Genomic DNA, 24498 nt, shown 5'->3' with positions numbered 1-24498 from the left:
CCGACGCGGGCCGCGCGTCACCCGCGACGCGTGTTATGCCTCGGGCCCGTCGGTCGGGGACGGGCCCGCGAGAAGAGCGTCGACACTCGCGACGTCGTGCCGGCTTTCCTGCGAGGCGTATGCCGCGTCGAACCGTGCGTCGCCCAGGATTTCGCGGGCTCGCGCTTCGATACGGGTGACGTCGTACCGTTCACCCTCGGGCAGCGGGATGCCGACCGAGCGACGGGCCGCCGCGGCGGCGCCCAGCAACCGCGCCGCGTGGTCGGCCCGGCCCGCCGGGACGCAAGCACCGGCGAGGCCCTCCAGGGCGAGGGCAACCGAGCGGGCGTCTCCGGCGGCGCGGGCGGCGGCCAGGCCCTGCACCTGGGTTTCCCACGCCGTCTTCGGGTCGCCTCGCAGTTCCGCGATGAAGCCCAGCTCCGCCAGGATCAGCGCGGGCATTCCCGGCTCGTATCCCATCCGGCGGTGTACTTCCAGGACGTTCCGCATGTGGGCTTCGGCGGCGTCCAAGTCGCCTTCGCGGCGTGCGCCCATCCCGAGGCCGATTTCGGCGTACTGCTCACCGAACTTGTCGGACTGTGCGATCGCCACTCGGCGGGCCCGCTCGTGGAACTCTCGGGCACGGGGATAGTCCCGTTCGAGCAGTGCGATCCGTCCCAGGCCGGAGAGTTGGAAGGAGACCTCGGGCCACAGCTCCAATTCCTCGGCCATACGCAGGCCTTCCCGGTGCAGCGCCTCGGCGCGGTCGTAGTCGCCCGTCACCTCGGCGAGGGTCTGCAACGGCACCATCGCCTGCAATTGCCCCCACTGGTCCCCCAGTTCACGAAACAGCCGAAGGCTCTCCTCACCGCGGTCCCGCACCGCGTGGAACTCGCCGTGCAGCTTCGCGTGGAACGCCTGGCCGGCCAGCGCGGCCGCCGTACCCCAGCGGTCGCCGAGCGAACGGAACGCCGCGAGTGCGGACTCGACGAGGCGCCGACTCGGCGCCGGGTCGCCGATGCCGTACATGTTGGACGCCACGAACCACTCCGCCCGCGCTCGACCCAGTGGCGCGTCGACTTCGTCGTACGGACGCAGCGCCGCGCGATAGGCACCGACGGGGTCCGCGCTGCCGCGGAGCCGCAGTTCGACGCCGCCCAGCCAGGCCGTCACCGGCGCGACCAGGGCTGCGGGGGCGTCGGCGTCGACCGTCAGGGCCATGGCGAGGCAACGCCGGGCCTCGCCGTTGCGCCCCCGAAGGCACCAGTACCAGGCCATGGCGTTCACCAGGCGAAGGGCGCACTCGGCGTCCCCGACCCGTACGGCTCCTTCCAACGCGGAGCGCAGGTTCGCGTGTTCGGTGTCGAGCCGACGCAGCCACGCGCGCTGCTCGCCGCTCCGCAGATGTGATTCGGCCTGCTCGGCCAACGCCGTGTAGTAGTCCCGAAACTTGCGGTGGTAGGCCGCCGACTCGCCTGATTCCGTGAGCCGTTCGGCGGCGTAGGCCGCGACCGATTCCGTCATCCGGTAGCGGGGGCCCGGCGTGTCGCCCGTGCCGTCGGTCATGACCAGAAGCGAGCAGTCCACCAGGCGGGTCAGGAGGTCGAGCACGTCCGCGCGGTCCGGACCGTCGCCGGTGCACAGATCTTCGGCCGCGGCGAGGGTGCACCCTCCGGCGTGTACGGACAACCGGCGCAGTGTCGCCTGCTCGCGGTCGCCGAGCAGTTCCCAACTCCAGTCGATCACGGCCTTCAGCGTGCGTTGCCGTGCCGGGGCGCTCGGCGAGCCGATCGCCAGCAAGCGGAAGCGGTCGTCCAGCCGGGCGGCCAGCTCGTGTACACCCAGCGCGCGTACGCGCCTCGCGGCCATCTCCAACGCCAGCGGAAGGCCGTCGAGACGCCGGCAGATCGACACGACAGCGTCAAGGGTGCCGTCGTCGAGGACGAATCCCGGCGCGGCGGCTTCGGCGCGTGCCACGAACAACTCGACCGCGCTGAATCGGCTTGCGTCCGCCGTGTCGAATCCCGTGGCGACGGACGTCGGCAGCCGCAGCGGAGGGACTTCCTCCAGCCATTCGCCGGTGATGCCGAGAGGGATCCGGCTGGTGCTCAGGATGTGAAGTGCGGGTGCCTGCTTCAGCAGTTGTTCGGTCAACTCCGCCACCGGCGCGGCAACGTGCTCGCAATTGTCGAGGACGAGCAGGGCCGGGCGGTCACCCAGCGCGTATGCGATACGCGTGGCCGGTGACGTCGGTTCGTCTTCGGGACGCGCCGTGTCGTCCCGCACCCCGAGTGCCGCACCGACCACCTCGCTCACCTCGAGCCATCCACCGCCCTGGTAAGCCGACGCCGGTTCAAGCCCTGAGAACTCCACCAGGCGGATGCCGCCGGGGAACACGGCGTCAAGCCGTGCGGCGGTCGCCAGCGCGAGCCGTGTCTTGCCGACACCACCGGGCCCGGTGAGCGTCACCAGTCGGTGTGCGCGCAGCAACCGGCGCAGTTCCTCGACCGCCTGGTCACGGCCGATCAGCTCGGTCAGCGCGGCCGGCACACCGCCCGGCGGGCGGGTCGAGGCGGAAGGTGCGGAAAGTGCGGACGGTACGGACGGTACGGACGGTACGGACGGTACGGAGGGTGCGGAGGGTGCGGAAGGCAACGACGCGAAGGCGCGCGTGGTGGTCAGCGCCGGGTCCTGGGTGAGGATCGCCTGGTGCAGGGCGGCCAGTTCGGGCCCCGGGTCCACACCCAGCTCCTCGGCCAGTCGGGTACGCAGCTCCGCGTAGCTGCGCAGCGCCGCGTCCTGACGGCCCACGAGGTACAGGGCCCGCATGTGCGCGGCGCGCATCCGCTCCCGCAGCGGATGGGCGCTCACCAAGGCGCCCAGGTCGTCGGCGACTTGGGCGTGCGCGCCGAGCGCCAGGCGTACGTCCGCGTGTTCCTCGACCGCGGTCAACCGCTGCTCTTCGAGCAGGGCCGCCGCACCGCGCGCGAATTCCTCGTCGCCGAAGTCGGCGTACGCAGGACCGCGCCAGACGGCCAGCGCGTCCGCGAGCAGGGCGGCCCGGACCCGGGAATCGCCGACGTCCCGGGCGAGGTCGAGGGTCTCCCGGAAACGGTCGGCGTCCACCACTTCGGGGCCGACGCGCAGCTCGTACCCCGGCGGGCGCGAGACCACCAGGGACCGCCCACCCGGCTCGGCGTCCTCCAGGGCGCGCCGGAGCTGCCACACCTTCGTCTGGAGCATCCCGGCGGGATTGCTCGGGAGTCTTGCCCCCCACAGGTCCTCGACCAGCCGGTCGGCGGAGACCGGTCGCCCCCGGTGCACCAGCAGGCAGGCCAGCAGAGCCCGGACCTTCCGCTCGGGGATCTTGGTTTCGGACCCGTCTGCGGCACGTACCTCCAGCGGGCCCAGCACCCCGAAACGCATGCGGCCAGACTAGCCGACCGCATCGGCTCCGCCTCTCGAAGCCGTCGGTGGGGCGGGGCAGCCCGAGAGGGGACCAAGAGCGAACCGAGAGATCGTCGCGAGCGCCGGGGTGCAGTGTGGCGAGCACGCGGAATCGAGCCCGGCGTGCGACAGACACGGCGGGCACCACAACGCCGAACGCCGAATGCCCGGGCACCGGGCACCGGGCACCGGGCACCGGGCACCGGGCACCGGGCACCGGGCACCGGGCACCGGGCACCAGGCACCAGGCACCAGGCACCAGGCACCAGGCACCAGGCACCAAGCACCAAGCACCAAGCACCAAGCACCAAGCACCAAGGATCAAGGATCAAGGCGCAAGCGCCGAGGAAGGTCACCGATGTCATCGTCGATCGCCCCCGCAGCCCCTCCCCGGAAGGCCGGGGCTCGGGAATGGCTGGGGCTGGCAGTACTGGCCCTGCCCACGCTGCTGATCTCCCTCGATCAGAGCGTGCTGTACCTGGCGCTGCCGCATCTCGCCGAGGATTTGCAGCCGACCGGCACGCAGACGCTGTGGATCATGGACGTCTACGGCTTCCTGATCGCCGGCTTCCTCATCACGATGGGTGCGCTGGGCGACCGGGTCGGCCGCCGCAAGCTGTTGATGGTGGGTGCCGTGGCGGTGGGTGTCACGTCCGTCGCGGCCGCGTACTCCACCAGCGCGGAGGCCTTGATCGTCACCCGTGCGCTGCTCGGGATCGCCGCGGCGACGCTCATGCCGTCGACGCTGGCCCTCATCGGCAACATGTTCCAGGACCCGTACGAGCGCGGCCGCGCCATCGCCGTCTGGGCCGGGTGCTTCATGGGGGGCACGGCTTTGGGTCCCGCCATCGGCGGCATGATGCTGGAGTCCTTCTGGTGGGGCTCGGTGTTCCTGCTCGGCGTACCCGTGATGGTGGTGCTGCTGATCGTCGGGCCCCTCGTCCTCCCCGAGTACAAGAACGCGGAAGCCGGCAGAACCGACCTCTTCAGCGTCGTACTGTCGCTGGCCTCGATCCTGTCGGTCGTCTACGGGCTGAAGGAGCTGGCCCGTTACGGCTTCGCGCCGGTGCCGATCGTGGCGATCGGCGTCGGTATCGGCGTCGGTGCCGTGTTCGTGTCGCGGCAGGGCAAGTTGGCCGAGCCGCTTTTGGACCTGACGCTGTTCGGGGTCGGCGCGTTCACCGCCGCGCTGATGATTCTGATGGTTTCGATGCTGGCCACCGGCGGCGGCTATCTCTTCATCTCCGGGTTCCTGCAGATGGTGGAGGGACTCTCGCCGATGGATGCGGGGTTGTGGATGGTGCCGTCGGCGATCGCGTCGATCGTCGCCGCGCAACTGGCGCCGGTCCTGGCGAAACGGCATCCGGTCGGCGTCGTCATCGGGATGGGCCTGCTCATCGGCACGAGCGGCTACCTGATGCTCGTCTTCGTCGATCCGGTCGGCGGACTGCCCCTGCTGATGGCCGGATTCGTCGTCGTCTTCATCGGCGTCGGGACCTTCGGGTCGCTCGGCACCGCCCTGGTCGTCGGGTCCGTGCCGCCGGAGCGGGGCGGCTCGGCGGCGGCCCTCTCCTCCATCTGCGGCGACCTGGGCAACGCGCTCGGCGTGGCCACGCTCGGCAGCCTCGGCACCGCCGTCTACCGCGACTCGCTCCACGTGCCCGACGGCACCGCGCCGAACGCCGCCGACGCCGCGGCGGCGAGCATGGAGGACGCCGTCGCCGCCGCCCGCAACCTGCCCCCCGAATCCGCCGAGAACCTGCTGACCGCCGCAGCGGACGCGTACACCAAGGGACTGAACGTCATCGGCGTCGCGTGCGCCGTCATCACCGCGACCAGCGCGGCCCTCGCCCTCGCCCTGCTGCGCACGAGCCACGGCGCCACACCCACCGACAACGTTCCGGCGACGCGGAAGGCGCAGCCGGAGGCCGCCGAGAACTCGCTGTCGAACACCTGACAACCCTTCGAGAACAGGGAGATCCACTATGACGACACTGGTGACGGGCGCTACCGGGAACACCGGACGGCACGTCGTGGCAGAGCTGATCCGACGCGGCGAGCGTGTCCGTGCCCTGACGCGGAATCCGTCCGCCGCGAAGGGAAAGCTTCCGCCGAGCGCGGAGTTGACAGCCGGAACACACACGGCCCCTGCGGACTTGGCCGACGCCTTCGAGGGCATCAGCCGGCTGCACATCACCGTGACGGCGGGACTCGCCGAGGCCGGGCCCGAGTTGGTACGACGAGCCGTCGACGCGGGCGTCCGACGCATCACCGTGGTCTGGGGCGGCTTCGTCGGGCCGGTCGAGCAGGCGGTGACGGACTCGGGCGTGGAGTGGACACGTCTGGAACCGCAGGAGTTCATGTCCAACACGCTGACCTGGATCGAGTCGATCCGGGCCGAGGGGATTGTGCGGGAGCCCTACGACTTCCCCAGTGCCCTCGTCCACGAGGCCGACATCGGGGCCGTGGCCGCCGCCGCGCTGCTCGACGACGGGCACGCGGCGCACGCGTACAACCTCACCGGGCCCGAAGTGCTGACCACCCGTGAACGGCTCGCCATCCTGTCCCAAGCGATCGGTCGCGACGTGACTTTCCTTCCGATCACCCATGAACAGGCTGTCGACAGGCTCATCTCCGACGGCGTGTCCCGCACGGACGCCGAATACGTCGTCGACTGGTATGCCTCATCGAGCAAGGACTCCAAGACCGTGGTCGACACCGTCGAACGCGTGACCGGCCGCCCTGCCCGTACCTTCGCCGACTGGGTGGCCGAACACGCCGACCGCTTCAAGTCTCCGCCCGAAAGCACGGTCGCCCCCTGACGCGGCGACACCGCGCGCGGCCGCGAGCCGTCGGCCTCACGTGGCGACTCGCCGGCCGCGCGGTCGATGCCAGCGCATCCGAGCCGTCACTCGGCTTTGCGTTCGCGACGGTGGATCAGACGTAGGCCGCAAGTCACCCTCCGCCGCGGTTCCGCTGCCCGGAACCGCGGCGCACCCGGTCGACGGCGTACATCCCTCCGCCTCGTCACCGCTCCCCCACCCGACCGGGTAGCGGCAGACCGCAGCTCGCGGCAGAGCAGCCGCCGAGGTTTGTGACCCAGCCGTGCCGCCGAGTGCCGGTCCGCCCCCACGCGGGAAGGACGAATGGCCACAACGGCAGCGATGCCGACCGTCTTGGTCGGCGGTGTCGGATGCGGCGAGGACGAATCGGATTCCCCGCCGTCGCGCGAATCATCGGCGGGAGCCACCTCGAGCGCACTTCGCCGAGCAGGTTGTCGCCGCCGCCAGAACATGACGGGCATCGACACCCGCGCCGTGAGCGGCGGTCGGGCCGGGGCCGACCGCCGCCCGAAGGCGCGAGCCTGTTCGCGGACACCTCACGAAACGCTGCCGTGCATGCGGCCGGTCTCACCCCCGGGTGATGGAGAGTTTCATGCCGACGTAGTCGAAGCTGACCGCGTACGGCTTGAAGAACTCGTGGGTGAAGTTCGCGATCAGGTCGAAACCGAACTGCGCCGACTGCCCGGGGCCGGGAAATCCGGGAAAGGCTTTCTCCGCGCCCACGCCCTGGAGGTTGCGTCGCACCGCGCCGCCGAGACTGATCCGGTCGGCGGTGATCGGGTAGAACTTGATCCCGAACCGCTCCCTGGGGTGGGCGTAGTCCACCGTGAGCCCGTACTGCTCGGCGATGGCCACCGTGGTGTCCACAGCGCTGGCGATGCCGCCGGTGTCCACGGTCACCATCCTGGGCTCGCGCTGCCCGAGGCTGCCCAGTGTGCACGGGAAGTGATCACCGGCCAGCCACAGCGGCAACCGGGCGAGTTCGCCGGGCAACGGACGTGCGACCGTGCGTCGTCGCAGGATCAGCGCCCGGTGCGCGTAGTCCATCGTGGTCAGGAAGTGGTAGAAGATCGTCGTACCGAACGCGCCCGCCGCCTGCGATCCGTCGGGGAGTGGCGGGCGTGGTGTGTCGTTCCACTGCACCGGGATGTTGCGGATCTCGATGTCCCCGATTCTGAACGAATCCAGGACGCCCACGTGAATCAGGACGGGATGGCCGTCCACGACCCCGCCTTCCCAGGAGGCCAGTGCCCGCAGTCCGGCCTGTTGCGCCGTCTCCGTCGACAGGTCGAGCGTGCCGTAGGTGTCGAGATAGAACTTCTGCGGCTCTCCGCCGTTGACACTCGCCTCGACCGACGGCACGGGGTCCAGGGTGTGAAAGGGCACGCGGGTGTCGCGGGCGCCGGAGATCTGCCACGGCGTGCCGTCGATCCGGGAGTAGGCCTCGGCGAACGCCCCATCACGCGGCCGGCCGGTACGGCGCATCAGCGGGACCGCGCGCGAGAGTTGGTCCTGTCGTACGAAGCACTCCGCGAGGCGCTGGGTGGAGGGGACGTCGTCGGGTGCCAGGGTGAGGGCCTCGGACAGGTGCCCCTCGGCGGTGCGGAACCGGTTGCACAGCAGTGCGATGTAGCCGATCCGGGCGTGCGCGTGCGCGTTGCCCGGATCGTCGCGCATAAGGCATCGGTAGCCCCGCTCGGCGTCGGCGAACCGGCCTTGCCGAAAGAGCTGATCGGGATCGTCCGCGGCGGCGAGCGCCGAGGGCGCGGAACCGAGCAGGGGAAGGGCCGCGCCCACCGCCGCCGCCGCACCCGCTCGTTGCAGGAACGCTCGTCGGTCGAGACTTTGGCCGACCTTTCGATGAGACATGTCGAGCTCCTCGGATGACGCGAGATATGCGGGATGTACGGGATGTACGGGATGTGCGGGATGTGCTGGATGTGCGGGAGAGTGGGTATCGCCGCCGGTGCCGCTGCCGTCGCCGTCGCCGTGACGGTGCGTCTCTTCCGCCGTGCCGCGGCGGTCACCACGACCGATGCGGCTGTGGACAATCAACACGAGAAGGCGTTTCGTCGGCGTTTCCGCCGCGAAGGGGTCGGCGTTGAGGGCCGCCTTTCGAACAGGAGACGGGCCGTGACGAGCGACGGATCAGGCGGCCACCAGGCCCCGACGAGCAACCGATCAGGCGGCCGCGAGGGCCTCCGTGGGCGCCAGTCGCGACGCCCGCACCGCCGGATACAACCCGGCGAGCGCGCCGATCACCAACGTGGCCCCCACTCCGCCGGCAAGCGCCCAGAGCGGCACGACCACGGGCCAAGCCTGAGATCGGGCGTAACCGGCGGTGACGGCGGCGCCCAGCAGCGCGCCGCCTGCCCCGCCCAGCGCGGACAACAACAACGATTCGGCCAGGAACTGGGTGCGGATCTGCCCGCGGGTGGCGCCCAACGCGCGGCGCAGCCCGATCTCGGCGCGCCGCTCCAGCACCGAGATAACCATGGTGTTGGCCACCCCCACGCCGCCGACGAGCAGGGCCACCGCGCCCAGGCCGAGCAGCAGTCCGGTGAGCGCCTCGCCTGCCGCCTGCTTGGCTGCCAACGCGTCCGAAGGCCGCGAGACGTCGACCTCGTTGGGCGCCTTCGGATTGGCCGTCGCCCCGAGCACCGTGCGCACCTGTTCGATCGCCGACTCCCGTACGCGGGCGTAGATGCCGGTGGGATGGCCGTCGTAGGCCAACCGTGCCTCGGCCACCGAAGGGCCCACCAGCGCGGCGGAGTCCAGTTCGGGGGCGAGGGCGATCGGCTCGAGGATGCCGACCACGGTGAACCACTGGCCACCGATCAACACCCGCGTGTCCGGGTTCGCGTGCCCCACGCCCAGGCGTTCGGCCGCGGCCGAGCCCAGCACCGTCGCCGGGTGGTCCCCGGTGGCGGCGTTGAGCCAGGTGCCGCTGCGCACCCGGGCGCCGATCGCCGCGAGCAGGTCGGGGCGTGCGGCGTACGCCCCGATGCCGTTGGTCTCGGCGGCCGGAATGCGATCGGTGCGGTACACCTTGGCGTCGGCGATCCGGCCGACCGAGGACACCGTCTGCACCGGGGCGATCCGCGCCACCATCGCCTCGGCCTCGACGGGCAGTCGGGCCCGGTCGCCGGTCATGGTGGTGCCGGGCCCGACGGTGAGCAGGTTGGTGCCCAGGGCGGCGAGCGTGCGGTCGAGGTCGGTTCGCGAGGACGCGGAGATCCCCACGACGGCGACCATCGCCGCGATGCCGATCGCGATGCCCAGCGCGGACAGGAAGGCCCGCATCGGCCGGGTCCGCAGCCCCACCGCGCCGACCCCGACCACATCGCGCGGACCCAACCGCGCCGGCCGCAGACCTGTGGTCGCCATCAGCCCACCTTCGCCACGACCGGTGTCTCCCGGCCCGAGTCGTCCTCCACCCGGCCGTCGCGCATGCGCACCCGGCGGGGCAGGCCGGCCGCGATGTCGCGATCGTGCGTGATGACCACCACCGTCGTGCCACCCGCGTGCAGTTCACGCAGCAGGCTCATCACCCCCGCGCCCGCGACCGTGTCCAGGGCTCCGGTGGGCTCGTCCGCGAGCAACAACGGCGGATCACCCGCCACCGCGCGCGCGATCGCCACCCGCTGGCGCTCACCACCGGACAACTCGTGCGGCTCGTGGTCCATCCGATGGCCCAGACCGACCCGCTCCAACGCCGCGACGGCCCGCCGGCGGCGTTCCGCGGCGCGGTGTCCGCTGTAGAGCAGCCCGTCCGCGACGTTGCGCCACGCCGGGGTGCCCCCCGCGAGGTGGAAGTGTTGGAAGACGAAGCCGATGCGGCTCGCCCGCAGCGCGGACAGCCGCGCGTCCGACAGGCGCCCCACGTCGTACCCGGCCAGACGCACGGTGCCCGACGTAGGCCGATCGAGGGTGCCCAACACGTTGAGCACGGTCGACTTCCCCGAACCGGACGGCCCGACGATCGCCACGAGTTCGCCCTCCTCGACCTCCAGATCGACCCCGTCGAGCGCCACCACGCCGCCCGCGTACACGCGAGACACGTTCGTCAACGAGATCACTTCGGCATCCCGACGGTGGTACCCGCCGCGATCCCGTCGCCGGTCACCTCCACGCGCCCCGCCGCGAACAGCCCGGTGTGCACCGGGACGAATCGCGACGTCGTGCCCTCGACCACCTCGACACCGAAGCCGCCCTCGGCCAGGGCCACCAAAGCGGCGACAGGCACGGTGAGCACGTCGGGGCGAGTGGCCGCGGTCAGGGTCACCGACACCGCTGCCGACGTGTACGCCTCGACTGCCGCGGGGGCCTTGTCGTCCGCGAAACGGACCACGACCTCGATCACGGTGCGCGGCTCGGCCCCCTGACCCTCACCGGGCCGCAGCACCGTGGAGACCTCGCGGATCGTGCCCGCCACCGAGGAGTCGTCCGGCAGGGTGATCGTCACCGGGGCATCCCGCACGGCCAACCGACGCTCCGCCGCGCCGAGTTCGACGGTCACCGCCCGAGTCGTGCCGGTGTGCGTGGCCACCTTGCCACCGGGCTGAGCCGGCGCGCCGACCTCCGCCTGCACGGCATCCACCCGCAACGCCGCCGGTGCCATCACCACCCTGCCCAGCTCGACCCGCCCGGTCTCCGTCAGCCCCAGATCCTCCTGCCAATCGCGGACCGCGGTCGCCGTCGCCTCGGTGTACGCGTCGTCCACCGTGAAACCGCGATACCCCAGCGCCTTCAGGTTCTCCTCGAACTCGCGCACATCCACGCCCTCGACGCCCGGCCGCAACTCGCGGTACGCGGGAGTCGAGCCATACATCAGCGTCACCGGCTTCGCGTCCACGTCGTACAACGCCTCGCCGCGTTCGATCGCAGCACCCGCCTCGGGCAGCCGGGTGAACGTCCCGGGCAACCGATTGATCAGCGTCCGGGTCGGGCCGTAGCCCAACTCACCGTTCTCCTCCCGGGTGTCCTGGAGAGTCTGCCGACTCACCGTCGCCGTGTTCGGCGGCAGCGTGCCGGTCGTCTCGCTCCCGCCGGTGCCGCTCCCGCCGAGCGCGAGCACGGCAGCCCCGGCCGCGCCCGTCCCGGTCGCCAGGACGATCGCGGCGGCGATGCGTCGCCCCCGTCGCCCGCGCCGTCGCCCGGGTGTGCGCGGCGCCCGGTCCGTCACCGGTTGTCCGACGGTCTCCTCCGGCGCTTCGGCCGTCACTTGGCCCCGCCGCCCATCAGCGGCCGGCACTTCTCGATCGCGGCCTCGAACTCCGGATCCTCCTGCGTGCCGCGTTCCATCCGCACACCACGTTGTCCGGGTTCCGGGTCGGGAAAGTCCTGGACGCCGTTCTCGCGCATGCACGCGGCGAACTTGCGGCCGCGCTCCTCCGACTCGGCGTCCCCGCCAGGGCCCGCCTGGCCCTGCGGTGCGAGTGTGCGGCAGGCCTCCTCGGCCTTGGTCACCGTCTCCTTCGGCACACTGCCGTCCAGTTTCAAGGTCACGCCCTGGCCGGGCAACGGGTCCTCCATCGAGACCCCGTTCTTGCGCATGCACTCGGCGTACTTCACACCCATCTCGTCGCGGCTCAGGCTCGGCGCGGCGGATGCGGCGGCCTGCGGGGCGTTCTTGCCCGCGGCCGAGGCCACGCCGCGGTCCTCGTCCCCGTCGTCGGAGCCGCAGCCCGTCAGGGCGAAGGCGAGCGCGAGAGCCGCGGCGGGCCACAGCGAGCGGGTCCTACCGCCGGTGAGCAGCTGTATTCGCATCGGATTCCTCCCATCGGCGGACCGGATCCCTTCCGGCCCGACGGAGGACGATGCAACGCGACAACGCGTTTCCGTACCGTTTCCGCGCCCGGGCGTCGACGGATGGCGGCGCTCCTTACGCTGCGGAAACAGCCCGTCCACGAGCATGAACCGCGCGGCGGGCCGACTCGGGAAGGACGACACACATGCGGGTACTGGTGGTCGAGGACGAGCCGATACTCGCCGACGCGATCACGGAGTGGTTACGTGAGGAGGCACACGCGGTGGACGTGGCCTACGACGGCGCGCGGGCACTGGAATGCCTGGGCGTCAACGACTACGACGTGGTGGTCCTGGACCGGGACCTGCCCGCCGTACAGGGCGACGAGGTGTGCCGCACCGTGGTGGCCTCCGACTCTCCGGTGCGCGTGCTGATGCTCACGGCCGCCGCCGGGATCGCCGACCGCGTCGCCGGGCTGGGCCTGGGCGCCGACGACTACCTGACCAAGCCCTTCGCGTTCGCCGAACTTGCCGCGCGGGTACTGGCGTTGGGGCGACGCTCCCGAGCGGCCATGCCCCCGGTGCTGCGCCGCGCCGGCATCACGTTGGACGCGGCCCGACGCGAGGTGTTCCGCGATGGACGCTATGTACCGCTCTCCCGTAAGGAGTTCGCCGTTCTGGTCGAACTCCTGCGCGCGGACGGCGCGCCCGTCTCCGCGGAGGAACTGCTGGAGAAGGCGTGGGACGAGCACACCGACCCGTTCACCGGGGCAGTGCGGCTGGTGATGCTCAAGCTGCGTCGCAAACTGGGTGATCCGCCGGTGATCGAGACCGTCACCGGCGTGGGATACCTGATCCGATGAGACCCCGACTCGCTCACCGGCGCCGGACACCGCGGCCGACCGATGGCGGGGCCCGCGCCGCCCGCCGCGGCAGGCGGCGCTCCGAACGGCGAAGGAAGCCGGGGCGCTTCGCGGTCCTGCCGCTCCGGATGGGGCTGCGCACCCGGCTCACGGTGATCTACGGCGTGATGTTCCTGGTGGCCGGCGTACTGCTGCTGACCGTCACGTACACCCTGTTCACCCAGCAACTCGACCGGCGGGGCACGAAGGTGATCACCAGAGTCGGGCCGGAGGGTTCTCAGCTGCTCGTCTCCGCGCCGGGCAAGGGCGAGACGATCCTCCTGCCGGAGCCGGCCCACACCCTTCCGGCAGAAGGGCCCATGACGCCGGGTGCCGACGCCGAGCGGTGGTTCGACGACCAGCGCCGCGAATTGCGCAGGGCCGCCTCCCATTCGCTGATCACTCAGGGCGGCATCGCGCTGTTCGCGGTCGGCGGCGCGGCGACCGGCCTGGGCGCGGTGATCGCCGGGCGGGTCCTGGCTCCGCTGCGACGGGTCACCGACACCGCGCGCCGCATCGCGGGCGCCCCGTCCGCCGTTCCCCTCCTGCACGAACGCATCGCGCTCCGCGGTCCGGACGACGAGGTCAAGGATCTCGCCGACACCTTCGACACCATGGTCGAACGATTGGACCGCTCGTTCGACGGCCAACGCCGCTTCGTGGCGAACGCTTCCCATGAACTGCGTACACCGCTGACCCTGGGCCGCGCACTGGTGGAGGTGGCGATGCATCGCCGCACCGCCTCGCCCGACCTGCGCACGCTCGGCACCAGGCTGTTGGAGATCAACGCACGCCATGAGCGGTTGATCGCGGGCCTGCTGGCACTGGCCGGGTCGGACAACGCGATCACCGAGCGCGCGTTGGTCGATCTCGCGGACATCGCCACACACGTGTGCGCGCAAAGCGAACCGGAGGCGCGGCGGGCCGGCGTCGAGATGATCGAGGGGTACCACGAGGCGCCGACCACCGGTGACGCACTGCTCCTGGAGCAACTGGTGCGCAATCTCGTGGAAAACGCCATTCGCCACAACACGGCGCACGCCGGCCGGCTCCACGTGCGCACCGGTACCAACGCGGGCGGTGTCGCACTTCTCGAAGTGGGCAACACCGGAGCGGAGTTGACTGCCGACGTGATCCCCACGCTGTTCGAGCCCTTTCGCCGCGCGGGCCCCGCTCGCCTGGTCACCGCGAAGGGAGCCGGCCTGGGGCTGTCCATCGTCCGCTCCATCTGCGTCGCGCACGGTGGTTCGGTCGATGCCGAACCCCGCCCGGGTGGCGGCCTGGTCGTGCGGGTCGAGCTGCCGCCCGTCCCGTCCGGTCTTCACACCCGTGCGGCGGCGTCCCCGTTGCATGTTCCGGCCGGTCGACGGCCTGCTTGAGATGTGCCGCATCAAGGCGACCCGGCGGGCCGATCATGTGCCGTCCTGGGCCGTCGCGGGGTGCCGTGCCGGGTCGTGCGGTGGTCGGCCGGGGGATCATGGCTCGCGCCGGCCATCGGCACCGCCGACGCGATGATTCTGCACAGCGGGCCGCGGACGGACTTCGAGGCGCGCGAGTCGTCACTCGCGACGCTGACGCTCGACGCGATCGGTCACGTGCCGTGGTGGCCCGAGGAGCGACGCGAGGTGACACTGAATCACATCCTCGTGCGCGTGATCTCCGATACGCAGCGGCACGCCGGACACACCGACATCCTGCGAGAACTCCTTCGACGGAACGGTCGGGTACTTGCAAGGCAAGGACAACATGTCACCGGGAGATCAGGCTTGGTGGGAGGACCACCGTCGTCGGCTGGAGCGCGTGGCGCGGGAAGTCGGCAACGCCTGATCTCGTCCCGCTGCCGCCGACCCCACCCGTCCCGAGGTCGGCCACGCGGCGTCGCCCGGGCAGCCTCAGGCCTGGTCAGCCCTCGTTCCGGTGTGAGCGAGGCACCACGACGCGCGTGTCCCGCTCCATCGGCTCGTCGTCGGTGCCCTGCCGTGCGTCGGCCTCGGCGACCGCCCGGTGCGGCGAGGGCGATCGAGTACCGCGAGCACCTACCCCGCATCGGCCCCACGCGGACGGGCGGCCGGAAACGGGACCGGCCAGGCAGGGCCGGCGTCCCGGTGAGGTGAGCCCGTAGCGTCGGTCTCCGGCTCCATAGCGGCTGAACGTGCCGTGCGCGCTGCTCCCACGGCTGAACTCATCGCGCCGGCCCGAGGCCGGGACACTCCGGCCGCGCGGACGGCGCATCGGTTCACGGATCCCGGCGTCGCGGGCCTGCGTGGCAGGTTTCAGCCCGGAGGCCTTCGGGTGACGGCCGACAGCAGGGTCAGTGCGGCCTGACGGGCGTGTGTCCCCGCGGCTGCCGCGTCGTGGTGTGCGGCGACGGCGGTCGCTCCTTCGACCAACATGAGCCACTGCCGTCCCAGCGTGTGGGGATCGGCGGTCCCGGCGCGTTCGGCGATGCCGGTCAGCAGTTCCAGGTAGCCGTCCAGGTGGTGCGCGGTGATGGTCAGGACGGCTTCGTTGCGGTGCTGGGCGGCCGCGTTCAACATTGCGCAGCCGCGGAAGTCCGGGGACTCGTACCACTCTTGGAGAGAGTCGAATACTGCGGAGAGCTGGTCGGCCGGGTCCGGACCTGCTGCTGCGGCGGCCTCGCTCAGCCATCGGGTGACCCGTTCGCTCCGGGCCTCCAGAACGGCGTTGACCAGGCCGTCCTTGGTGCCGAAGTGCCGGTAGAGCGTCTCCTTGGAGATGCCGAGGCGTGTGCACAGTTCGGCGACGCCGATGCCGTCGATGCCGCGCTCGTACAGCACCGGGGTGGCTGCGTCCAGGATGGCGGCGCGGGTGCGCCCCGGGTCGATTGTCGAGCCTTTGGGGACTGGCATGACCAAGATGGTACCGGGCGGTTCGATCGCCTGCTACTATCCGTGGATAGTAACGATCGGTTCTATCTCGGCGGCCCTCCTCGCCGCCGCCGGACACCGCGCAGCGGCCGGGCCCGAACGGGCCAACGCAACGCCACAGGCTTGACATGACGCTCCCCACACCGACCCGACAGAACAGGAACACCACGATGGCCGACTTCGTCCTCATCCCCGGCATGTGCCACGGCGGCTGGTGCTTCGCGGAACTCACCGACGAACTGCGCGCTCACGGACACACCGTGCACCCCCTGACACTGACCGGCATCAGTGAACGCAGCCACATACATCCCGGCGCGGTCAACCTCGACACCCACATCCAGGACGTCACCGCCGTCCTGGAGGCCGCGAACATCCGCGACGCGGTGCTGGTCGGCCACAGCTACGGCGGCATGGTGATCACCGGCGCCGCAGACCGCGCCGCCGACCGCGTCCGCTCACTGGTGTACGTGGACGCCATGGTCCCCGGGCACGGCGACTCCTGCTGGTCCCTGGTCACCGAACAGGAACGACGTTGGTACATGGACGTGGTGGACTCCGGCCACGCAGTCCGGCCGCTGCCGTTCTTCGACCCGCGCGCCACCCCCCACCCCCTCGCATCTCTGCTGCAACCGCTCCGCCTCGCCGGCGACCTCACCCACATCCGGCGCCGCACCTACGTCTACGCGGCCGGATGGGACGGGCCGTCCCCGTTCGCCCCCGTCCACGAACGGCTCCGAGACGATCCCGCCTGGAAAACACACGCCCTGGCCGGCGGCCACAACCTCATGCGCGACACACCTCGGGACCTGGCCCGCATCCTGCTCGAAGCCGCCGAACACGCCGACCACGCGCAGACGCCGGAGCCATAGCGTCCCCGAAACCCGCCGACTCGGATAGCCGCAACGGGCATTCGCGTTCTCCGCGTACGGAGACGACCACCGCAGGCTCCGCCGGCCCGTGGCACCAGCGTTCACCGCACACCGCACCCACACCCTGGGTTCAGGGGCTGCGGCCTCTGCGTGACCCGGACACTGCCGACCTCGACGATGACGACGACGGCCAGGAGGAGTAGGTGCCGCATCCGCCGTCCGGGGCCTGCCGGGCGTCCGACGACTGCCCGCAACCGGCATTCGAAGAAGTCCGTCCGGAAGCGGGACAGTTCCGCGAACTCCTCCCGTTCGCCGATGCGGTACAGCACACTCATCACCACGGCCTTCTTCGTGAACATCTGGAACTCGTCGCGGAGTTCGGGATCACGAGAAGGCCCCGGGACACGCCGCCGTCGAGCGGCCGGCAGCGGTCGAGGAGCTGACGGTGCACGGCGGGGGCGGCGGTCACCCGCAGGGTGCAGCCCCGGCCTCGCCGTACTCCCCCTCGTCGAGGTTCGCGGAACTTCGGCTGCTGGAGCGGGTGGAGGCGGCTGGAGGTGCCCGGGTCCTTCTCGAAGACGACCGGGTCCTCGATCCTGCGGCCTCGTCCAGGACGAGGTTCTGCCGGGCGGTCGACTGCCGGTCGGTCGAGACCCGTCCGCGCCAACCGGAGGCACTGTCGCCCTCCGCTACTCGGTGATACCGTATAGTGGTACTCGGTGCTACGTAGTACCGCTGGGCCGAGGAGGACTCGCGATGGACGACCTGACGGAGATGCTGAAGGGCACCCTCGAAGGGTGCGTGCTCGAAATCATCGGCCGCGAGGAAACCTACGGGTACGCCATCACTCGTCAGCTGAACGAGCTCGGCTTCGCTGACGTCGTCGAGGGGACCGTCTACACCATCTTGCTGCGACTGGAGAGGAACAAGCTCGTCCAGGTGACGAAACGACCGTCCGGGGTCGGTCCGCCGCGCAAGTTCTACTCGCTCAACGACGCCGGACGCGAGGAACTCGCGAAGTTCTGGGCGAAATGGCAGTACGTCTCATCACGCGTCGACAAGCTCAAGGAGGGCGGGAGATGAACTTCTGGGAGAAGATCACAGGCAGCGATCTCACCAGGGAATGGAAGGCATTCGAAACCCGGGTCGAGGTCCTGCCGGACGACTACCGGGCGGCGTGGGGACGAATCATCGCCCACTTCTTCCCCTATGGGGATTTCACCGGCCGCAACTTGATGCCGATCCTCGACGCCGTCCTGGGGCTGCTCGAAGTGGCAGCAGCCGACGGACAGAGCGTCCACGAGGTGCTCGGCGACGACATCCCAGGCTTCTGCGCCGCGCTGGCCGGTGGGGAAGGGGCTCGAACCTATCGCGACCGGTGGCGCGAGCAGTTGAACAGGAACGTCGCAAAGAAGCTGAGCCGGCTGGGAGGTTGACGTGAGCATCCAAGACATCATCGAGGGCAAGAAGCAGTGGCGGGCGCACATGGCCCGGGTCAAGGTGCTCCCGCAGGACTACCGGATCGTCTACAAGGAGATGCAGAAGTACCTGTTCAAGGTCGGACCGATCGACCTGCCTGACGGGCCCCTGCTCCCCGGGATCGTCGACTTCTTCGAGGAGGGCGCCGCCACGGGCAAGGGGGTCCTGGAGCTTGTCGGCACGGACATCGCCGCGTTCTGCGACGATCTGATCAGGGACTCACGCACCTACGCGGACATCTATCAGCAGTCCATCAGCGGGGAATCCGGCACGGCCGAGAAGTAGCATCCGTCGCCTTACACCAGTCGACTCGGCCCGCACGCGCGGTTCGTTCGCCTCGGCACAGCACGAATGGATGCGGGCCGACCGCCTCCGACGGCGTGACCGTCTTCCTCACCGCCCAGTACCTGGATGAGGCCGACGAACTCGCCGGAGGTGCCGGGCGCCGCGGCGGGGTGAACGTTGCCGGGCGCGGCACTGCCTTACCGGTGCGACGAGTTGCGGTGCCCGGCGTCGTGGCGCGCGTCGAGGGAGGGACCCTCACCGGATCACTTCGGCAGCATCCCCCGCAGATGCAGCGCGAGTCGGATTTGCAGCTCTCGATCGGGCTCCCGCCAATCCGCGCCGAGCAAGGACGCGATGCGGTCCAGCCGTTGTGTCACGGTGTTGATGTGTACATGCAGCACCTTGCGCGTCCGCGCCGGACTGCACCCCGAGTCGAAATACGCGGCGGCGGTTCGGGTCAACTCCGCGCCGCGTGTGGCGTCGTAGTCCAGCAGCGGGCCCAGGGTCGCGTGGACAAAGCCGGCGATGTCCTTCGTATCCGCCAACAGCACGCCCAGGAAGCCGAGTTCGTCGGCCGAGGCGCCCTCCCCGTCCCGGCCGAGGGCGCGCAGAGCCGCGACACAACGGCCGGCCTCGGCATACCGATCGGGAATCGCGTCCAGGTCCGGTGCCGGGCCGGCGGCCCCCGCCGTCGCGGGGCGCCCGAGCGCATGGCCGATCTCCGTCGCTGCGCGCCGCGCGCTCGCCGAAGGGTCCGTCTCGGGAAGCAGCAGGACCACGCCTCCGTCGATCTCGCCCGCCATGCCTCCGGATGTCGCGGCCAAGTGCCAAGCCGCCGAAGCCACTCGCGAACGGTCGGCGCCGGGTACCTGAACCACCACGACGACGTGCGGCCGGTTCAGGTCCGCACCAAATCGTGCCGCCCGGTCGCCGATCGCCCTCCGGTCCCGCGACGGGGCCGCGAGGATGTCGCGTACCAGCTCTCCCGCGAGCCGGTGCTCGGCCTCGTCCGCCGAGCGTCGGAAGAACAGGAGTAGCGCGACGATCATCGCCGCGCGCTCCAGAGTGCGCATGTCCGAAGCTGTCGAGTCGGGCGGGTTGCTCTCGCCGCGACGCACCAGTACGCCGAACCACTCGGTGCCGGCGGCAACCGGTACTACGTCGACGTTGCCGACCCGGGCCCCGCGCCCGGTGGCCAGCGCTTGCCCGCGGGCTGCCGCGAAGTCGGGGTCGGCTGTGTCCATGGCGCTTCCGGCGTCGGGGCCGAGCAGCACGGACGCCTCACCGCCGACGAGTTCCCCCACCGCTCGGACGACGTCGTCCACCCCGGCGCCCGCAAGGACGAGCCCGGTGAACCGGTCGTGGGCGGCGGCGGCGCGTTCGATCGAAGCGCTGTAGGCCCGGGCTCCGGCGTGCGCGTCGGCCAGCTCGGCGATCGCGGACCGTGTTTCGGCGAGCAGATTCGCGTTGTCGATGGCGACGGACGCATGGGCTGCGAGCGCGGTCAACAGTGACACTTCACCGGGACGGAACACTCGCGGACGGCGGTCGGAGGCCCACAGCACCCCGATCACCGTGTCGTCGACGACGAGTGGCACCGCGAGCATGGCGACGAGCCCCTCGTCGCCGACTCCCTCGTCAAGACGAGAGGTATGCCGAAAACTGGTGTCGGCGAAGTAGTCGGCAGTAACGAACGGGGTGCCGCGTTCGGCGACCAGGCCTCCGATCCCATCCCCGATCGCCATACGCAGCTGCCGGAACCGTGGTGACACGGCGCCCGCAGTCACCCGGACATACGTGTCGCCTGCGTCCGTGTCCTGCAGCGACAAGTACGCGGTGTCCGAGCCGAGAAGCGAGCGCGCCCGGTGCACGATCGCGGACAGCACCGCGTCGACGTCCCGCAGCGCGGCCAGGTCGCCGATGGTCTCGTTGAGGGCGGCGAGTTCGGCTTCGCGGCGGCGGTGCTCCCGAAGGGCGTCGCGAAGCCGCATCGCGGTCGCATATGCGGCGTCGACCTCGGTGAGCAGAGCGGGGCTGATGCCCGCGGCGCGGACGCTGTCGACGACAGCCTCGAACTCTGCCGCCGGCGCCTCGTCGTGCAGGAGAGTGAACAGACCGCGCACGGCGGCCGTCGCCGTAAGAGCGTCCATCGGGTGATTATGCACATGAACGCCCCGGGAGTCCTCAACCGCTGCGATCGGCATGCGCAGGCGCTCGGCTCCCGCCCGCCCTGCACGGCACCTCGGGATCATGCCGGGTGGTCCATCGCTCCGGCATGGCGGTTCCACCCATCACATCGCCGCAGGGTGTGGTTGCCTCATACATATCCGCACCGGCGTCGTGGCCCTACCGTCTTCGAACTATGGACAAGACATGGGCATCCGCCGCCGAGGCGGTCGCCGACATCCCCGACGGCGCGACCGTCGCGGTCGGGGGGTTCGGACTGTGCGGCATCCCGCACGACCTGATCCACGCACTCCTGGCTTGCGGAACGGGGGGCCTGCGTGTGGTCTCGAACAATTGCGGCGTCGATGACGGTGGTCTGGGCATCCTGCTGGCCGCACGGCGAATCGCTCGGATGACATCGAGCTACGTCGGGGAAAACAAGGAGTTCGCGCGCCAGTATCTGGAGGGCGAGCTGGAAGTGGAACTCGTCCCGCAGGGAACGCTGGCCGAACGACTCCGGGCGGGCGGCGCAGGCATCCCGGCGTTCTACACGCCTGCGGGGGTGGGCACAGTTGTCGCGGAGGGCGGACTGCCGTGGCGGTACTCCGCGGACGGAACAGTGGAGGTCGCCTCGCCGGTCCGGGAGACCCGCCTCTTCGACGGCGCGGAACATGTGCTCGAGGAATCCGTCACGACGGACTTCGCGCTGGTGCGCGCGGCGGTCGGCGACACCCATGGCAACCTCGTATTCCACTCCTCCGCCCGGAACTTCAATCCGCTGGTGGCCGTCGCCGGGCGTATCACCCTGGCCGAGGTCGAGGAACTGGTCCCCGCGGGTGCGTTGGACCCCGACCACGTGCACCTTCCCGGTGTCTTCGTCCAGCGTGTGGTCGTGGTCGCGGACCCGGGCCACAAGCGCATCGAGAAGCGCACCACCGCGCTTGCGACCAACCAGGCAGGGAACTGACATGGCGCTCACCCGCGAACAGATGGCCGCCCGAGCGGCACGCGAGTTGACCCCGGGCAGCTACGTCAACCTGGGCATCGGGCTGCCGACGCTCATCCCCGACCACCTGCCGCCCGGCGTCGACGTCGTACTGCAGAGCGAGAACGGGATCCTGGGCGTCGGCCCATACCCGGAGGAGGACCGTGTCGACCCCGACCTGATCAACGCGGGCAAGGAGACGGTGACGACCCGGCCCGGCGCGTCCTTCTTCGACTCGGCGCTGTCGTTCGCGATGATCCGCGGCGGCCACATCGATACCGCGGTCCTCGGCGGCATGCAGGTCTCGGCGACGGGGGATTTGGCGAACTGGACGGTGCCCGGACACATGGTCAAGGGGATGGGTGGCGCGATGGACCTCGTGCACGGCGCTCGCCGCGTCATCGTCCTCATGGAGCACACCACGCGCGACGGCCGACCCAAACTTGTGCAGCGCTGCACCCTGCCGCTCACCGGACGCAGTGTGGTGCACCGGGTGATCACCGACCTCGCCGTCGTCGACGTGACCCACTTCGGCCTGCTTTTGGTGGAGACGGCCCCGGGAGTCACCGTAGCCGAGGTCGCCGCAGCCACCGACGCACCCCTGACGGTCGCCCGCGGCATGATCCGGCCGCACGCACTCCCTGACGTATGGCTTCCCGAGCCTTGACGACGAGGCCGGTGGTGCCTGCCGGTGAGACCCTCTGAGATCTGAGAGACACCAACTGGGATCATCATCGCTAGGATGGCCGGGTGAAGTATCTGCCGGCCATCCTCAGCACCGATCACGCCGGCTCGAATGCCACGGAGCGCGCTTACCTGGCGATCAAGCGGCAGATCATCGAGCTCGAACTGCGACCCGGCGCACACGTCACCAAGACCGACCTTTCGCGCCTGGCGAGTGCGGGCACCATGCCCGTCCGGGAAGCTCTGACCCGTCTCCAGCGCGACGGCTTGGTCCAGGCGCTGCCCCGATCGGGGTATCGCATCCTGCCGGTGACCGTGAAGGGCACCCGGGACCTGTGTGCGTTCCGGCAACTCCTGGAGACCGAGGCCGCGGGCCTGGCCGCGGAGCACGGCTGTCCGAAGCCGAGCCTGGCCCGCATGGAGAAACTGCTGGACGCATCCTACGAGTTGGGCGACAGGGCCGGCGTCGACGACTTCTTGCGGGCCAACCTCGAGTTCGACGCCATCATCGCCAACTGCTGCGGCAACGACATGCTGGCCCAGTCGATCGTCCGTGCCTTCGACGAGTTGGAACGCGTCCTGCGGATCACCTTGAAGTCGCTGCCGTTCTCGGCAACGGCCGCACACCAGCGGCGCACCATTCTGGAGGCCATCCGCGAGCGCGACCCCGCCGCCGCCCGCGCGGCCATGAGCGCCCGTACGCGGACCTCGCAGGAGCACATCATCGGCGCGCTTCTGTCCAGCGATTCGATTACCGGGGCCAGTATCCAGGTGTCCTGACGCGCGACGACGAGTTCCCCCGGACGTTCCGGAACCGTTGACAGAAGGTTTTCCCAGTGATGAACTGAGATCTCAGTTAGTCAATCAGAGATCTCAGCGCTCTTCAGGTGAGCCGGCCCCCACAGAACGGCGCCCGTTGCGGCCGTGCAATGCCTCCGAAGGGAATCACGATGCGCCTGCAACGCCTGCCGGCCCTCGAACTCGCCGAACGCGTGCCCGACGCGTCGGGGCCGTGTGCCGACCTGATCCCCATGGGCGGCGTCCCGGTGCTGCCGATGCCCGCACACGTCGTCGAGGCCGCCCGGACCGCGGCGGGCCGGGTCTTCCCCCGCCGGAGCCGGGGCTCGGCCGAACTGCGCCGAACGATCTCCGATCACCTGCGGATCACTCTCGGGGTCGACGCGGATCCGGAGGCCGAACTGCTCATCACCCACGGAGCGCAACATGGCATGAGCGTGGTCCTCCGTGCCCTTCTGGACCCGGGCGACGAGGTCCTCGTGCCGGCCCCCACCTACTTCTTCGACGGCATGATCCGGCTGGCGGGAGTCCGCGCGGTTTATGTGCCGTCGCAGGAGAAGCGCGGATGGGACCACGACCCTGCGGCCGTCGAGGCCGCCGTCACCCCCGCCACCAGGGCGCTGCTGATCTGCAATCCCAACAACCCCACCGGCTACCTTCCCAGTCGGGAGCGGCTCGAGCAGCTTCTGGACGTGGCGGCGCGCCACGGCCTGATCGTCCTGGCCGACGAATCCTACGAGCGTTACGTATGGGACGGCCCCGGCTACCAGCCCCAGATGCTGCTGCGCGACCGCCACCCCGACCTGGTCACGGTGACCAGCCTCAGCAAGAACTACGCCTTCACGAGCTGGCGGGTGGGATACGTGCACGCTCCCGCCCACCTGCTGGAACCGATCCACCGTGCACTCGAATGGGACGTGATCAACGTGGGCGACGTCGCCCAGGCCGCCGCGGTCGCCGTCCTCACCGGACCGCAGGACTGGATCGAACCCTCCTTCGCGACCCTGCGCGCGCGGCGCGACCTACTGGTGGCCGGCCTGGCCCAGGCGGGCCTGGAAACCCCGCCGCCCGACGCGGGAGTCTTCGCCTTCGTCGACTTCGGCCCGCTCGGCGTGGCCGGCCGCGCACTGGAGGACCTGCTGCTGTCCCATGGTGTCTCCGCTCTCGCAGGCGATGCCTTCCAGGGCCCGGCCACCCATGCCCGCGTGCTGTACGGCGGGAGCCCGGCCGCCCTCACCGAAGTCACAGACCGGCTGGCTTCCCTGACCGCCGGCGTCCGCCGCACCTGAGCCCCCGCCGAACCCGCAACCCCGGCTGCTTCGTGCCCCTCCCCCACTGTGGGCACGCGCTCTGCATTGCAAAAGATCTCAGTCAGACCTTGTGAGATCTCAATTCTCCCGCATCTGCCTGCGAGACGTCCGCGTC

21 protein-coding genes and 1 pseudogene are annotated in these 24498 nt (G+C 70.5%); 13 read left to right on the top strand and 9 right to left on the bottom strand.

The features are described from left to right. Positions 1-33: 33 nt before the first annotated feature. Positions 34-3405, bottom strand: a complete 3372-nt coding sequence (locus ACFZBU_RS35765) for a BTAD domain-containing putative transcriptional regulator (protein ID WP_391587903.1) — start codon at positions 3403-3405, stop codon at positions 34-36. Positions 3406-3784: 379 nt separating this feature from the next. Here ACFZBU_RS35765 and ACFZBU_RS35760 point away from each other — a divergent pair, with 379 nt between their 5' ends. Both ACFZBU_RS35760 and ACFZBU_RS35755 read left to right on the top strand, forming a co-directional pair. Next, entirely contained in the window at positions 3785-5383 is a 1599-nt protein-coding gene (locus tag ACFZBU_RS35760) for an MFS transporter (protein WP_391587902.1), read from the top strand. A gap of 28 nt (positions 5384-5411) precedes the next feature. Then, complete coding sequence (locus tag ACFZBU_RS35755) at positions 5412-6248, top strand: NAD(P)H-binding protein (RefSeq protein WP_391587901.1); 837 nt, start codon at positions 5412-5414, stop codon at positions 6246-6248. A 588-nt stretch (positions 6249-6836) separates the two neighbouring features. On the opposite strand, the gene ACFZBU_RS35750 is transcribed toward ACFZBU_RS35755, so the two are convergent. The 5 genes from ACFZBU_RS35750 to ACFZBU_RS35730 all read right to left on the bottom strand — a co-directional run bounded on the left by ACFZBU_RS35750 (position 6837) and on the right by ACFZBU_RS35730 (position 12038). Continuing rightward, positions 6837-8138, bottom strand: a complete 1302-nt coding sequence (locus ACFZBU_RS35750) for an aspartyl protease family protein (protein ID WP_391587900.1) — start codon at positions 8136-8138, stop codon at positions 6837-6839. Between the two features lie 312 nt (positions 8139-8450). After that, positions 8451-9656, bottom strand: coding sequence for an ABC transporter permease (locus ACFZBU_RS35745; RefSeq protein WP_391587899.1), 1206 nt, complete (start codon positions 9654-9656; stop codon positions 8451-8453). Further along, positions 9656-10348 (bottom strand): ABC transporter ATP-binding protein, encoded by a 693-nt coding sequence (locus ACFZBU_RS35740; RefSeq protein WP_391587898.1) that lies wholly within the window; start codon positions 10346-10348, stop codon positions 9656-9658. The genes ACFZBU_RS35745 and ACFZBU_RS35740 overlap by 1 nt, the downstream gene beginning before the upstream one ends. Beyond that, positions 10345-11493: a peptidoglycan-binding protein gene (locus ACFZBU_RS35735; protein WP_391587897.1), complete on the bottom strand. Its 1149-nt coding sequence runs from the start codon at positions 11491-11493 to the stop codon at positions 10345-10347. The genes ACFZBU_RS35740 and ACFZBU_RS35735 overlap by 4 nt, the downstream gene beginning before the upstream one ends. Then, on the bottom strand, positions 11490-12038 hold the full coding sequence (locus ACFZBU_RS35730) for a hypothetical protein (protein ID WP_391587896.1): 549 nt from the start codon (positions 12036-12038) through the stop codon (positions 11490-11492). Before ACFZBU_RS35730 ends, ACFZBU_RS35735 begins: the two co-directional genes overlap by 4 nt. Before the next feature lie 185 nt (positions 12039-12223). Here ACFZBU_RS35730 and ACFZBU_RS35725 point away from each other — a divergent pair, with 185 nt between their 5' ends. From ACFZBU_RS35725 to ACFZBU_RS35715, 3 genes and pseudogenes are all read left to right on the top strand, one after another. Then, the gene (locus ACFZBU_RS35725) at positions 12224-12880 is read left to right on the top strand and encodes a response regulator transcription factor (protein ID WP_391587895.1); all 657 of its coding nucleotides are present in this window, start codon (positions 12224-12226) and stop codon (positions 12878-12880) included. A gap of 128 nt (positions 12881-13008) precedes the next feature. Further along, a complete protein-coding gene (locus ACFZBU_RS35720) occupies positions 13009-14298 on the top strand; it encodes a sensor histidine kinase (protein ID WP_391587894.1) in 1290 nt (429 codons plus the stop codon). Between the two features lie 186 nt (positions 14299-14484). Further along, a pseudogene (locus tag ACFZBU_RS35715) lies at positions 14485-14746 on the top strand (DUF664 domain-containing protein); the annotation flags it as partial. Between the two features lie 446 nt (positions 14747-15192). Here ACFZBU_RS35715 and ACFZBU_RS35710 read toward each other — a convergent pair. Then, positions 15193-15789: a TetR/AcrR family transcriptional regulator gene (locus tag ACFZBU_RS35710; RefSeq protein ID WP_391587893.1), complete on the bottom strand. Its 597-nt coding sequence runs from the start codon at positions 15787-15789 to the stop codon at positions 15193-15195. A gap of 146 nt (positions 15790-15935) precedes the next feature. Here ACFZBU_RS35710 and ACFZBU_RS35705 point away from each other — a divergent pair, with 146 nt between their 5' ends. After that, a complete protein-coding gene (locus tag ACFZBU_RS35705; RefSeq protein ID WP_391587892.1) occupies positions 15936-16676 on the top strand; it encodes an alpha/beta fold hydrolase in 741 nt (246 codons plus the stop codon). Positions 16677-16777: 101 nt separating this feature from the next. Here ACFZBU_RS35705 and ACFZBU_RS35700 read toward each other — a convergent pair whose 3' ends face one another. Continuing rightward, a complete protein-coding gene (locus ACFZBU_RS35700) occupies positions 16778-17035 on the bottom strand; it encodes a hypothetical protein (protein WP_391587891.1) in 258 nt (85 codons plus the stop codon). Between the two features lie 397 nt (positions 17036-17432). Between ACFZBU_RS35700 and ACFZBU_RS35695 the strand changes: the two genes are divergently transcribed. From ACFZBU_RS35695 to ACFZBU_RS35685, 3 genes are read left to right on the top strand one after another with little or no spacing between them, the layout of a single operon-like run. Then, positions 17433-17759 carry a PadR family transcriptional regulator gene (locus ACFZBU_RS35695; RefSeq protein WP_391587890.1) on the top strand — a complete coding sequence of 109 codons (327 nt, stop codon included), beginning with the start codon at positions 17433-17435 and terminating at the stop codon, positions 17757-17759. After that, complete coding sequence (locus tag ACFZBU_RS35690) at positions 17756-18112, top strand: DUF1048 domain-containing protein (protein WP_391587889.1); 357 nt, start codon at positions 17756-17758, stop codon at positions 18110-18112. Before ACFZBU_RS35695 ends, ACFZBU_RS35690 begins: the two co-directional genes overlap by 4 nt. 1 nt (position 18113) lies before the next feature. Then, positions 18114-18440, top strand: coding sequence for a DUF1048 domain-containing protein (locus tag ACFZBU_RS35685; RefSeq protein ID WP_391587888.1), 327 nt, complete (start codon positions 18114-18116; stop codon positions 18438-18440). A gap of 263 nt (positions 18441-18703) precedes the next feature. Here ACFZBU_RS35685 and ACFZBU_RS35680 read toward each other — a convergent pair whose 3' ends face one another. After that, positions 18704-20590, bottom strand: coding sequence for a helix-turn-helix domain-containing protein (locus ACFZBU_RS35680; RefSeq protein WP_391587887.1), 1887 nt, complete (start codon positions 20588-20590; stop codon positions 18704-18706). Positions 20591-20802: 212 nt separating this feature from the next. Here ACFZBU_RS35680 and ACFZBU_RS35675 point away from each other — a divergent pair, with 212 nt between their 5' ends. The 4 genes from ACFZBU_RS35675 to ACFZBU_RS35660 all read left to right on the top strand — a co-directional run bounded on the left by ACFZBU_RS35675 (position 20803) and on the right by ACFZBU_RS35660 (position 24362). Then, positions 20803-21573 carry a CoA transferase subunit A gene (locus ACFZBU_RS35675; RefSeq protein WP_391587886.1) on the top strand — a complete coding sequence of 257 codons (771 nt, stop codon included), beginning with the start codon at positions 20803-20805 and terminating at the stop codon, positions 21571-21573. 1 nt (position 21574) lies between these two features. Continuing rightward, on the top strand, positions 21575-22258 hold the full coding sequence (locus tag ACFZBU_RS35670) for a CoA transferase subunit B (protein ID WP_391587885.1): 684 nt from the start codon (positions 21575-21577) through the stop codon (positions 22256-22258). Between the two features lie 83 nt (positions 22259-22341). Further along, a complete protein-coding gene (locus ACFZBU_RS35665; RefSeq protein ID WP_391587884.1) occupies positions 22342-23055 on the top strand; it encodes a GntR family transcriptional regulator in 714 nt (237 codons plus the stop codon). 170 nt (positions 23056-23225) lie between these two features. Continuing rightward, the gene (locus tag ACFZBU_RS35660) at positions 23226-24362 is read left to right on the top strand and encodes a pyridoxal phosphate-dependent aminotransferase (RefSeq protein WP_391587883.1); all 1137 of its coding nucleotides are present in this window, start codon (positions 23226-23228) and stop codon (positions 24360-24362) included. The last annotated feature ends 136 nt before the right edge of the window (positions 24363-24498 follow it).

The organism is Embleya sp. NPDC008237, assembly GCF_042956465.1.
Lineage (GTDB): Bacteria > Actinomycetota > Actinomycetes > Streptomycetales > Streptomycetaceae > Embleya.
This window is presented reverse-complemented; position numbering and strand designations above follow the sequence as displayed.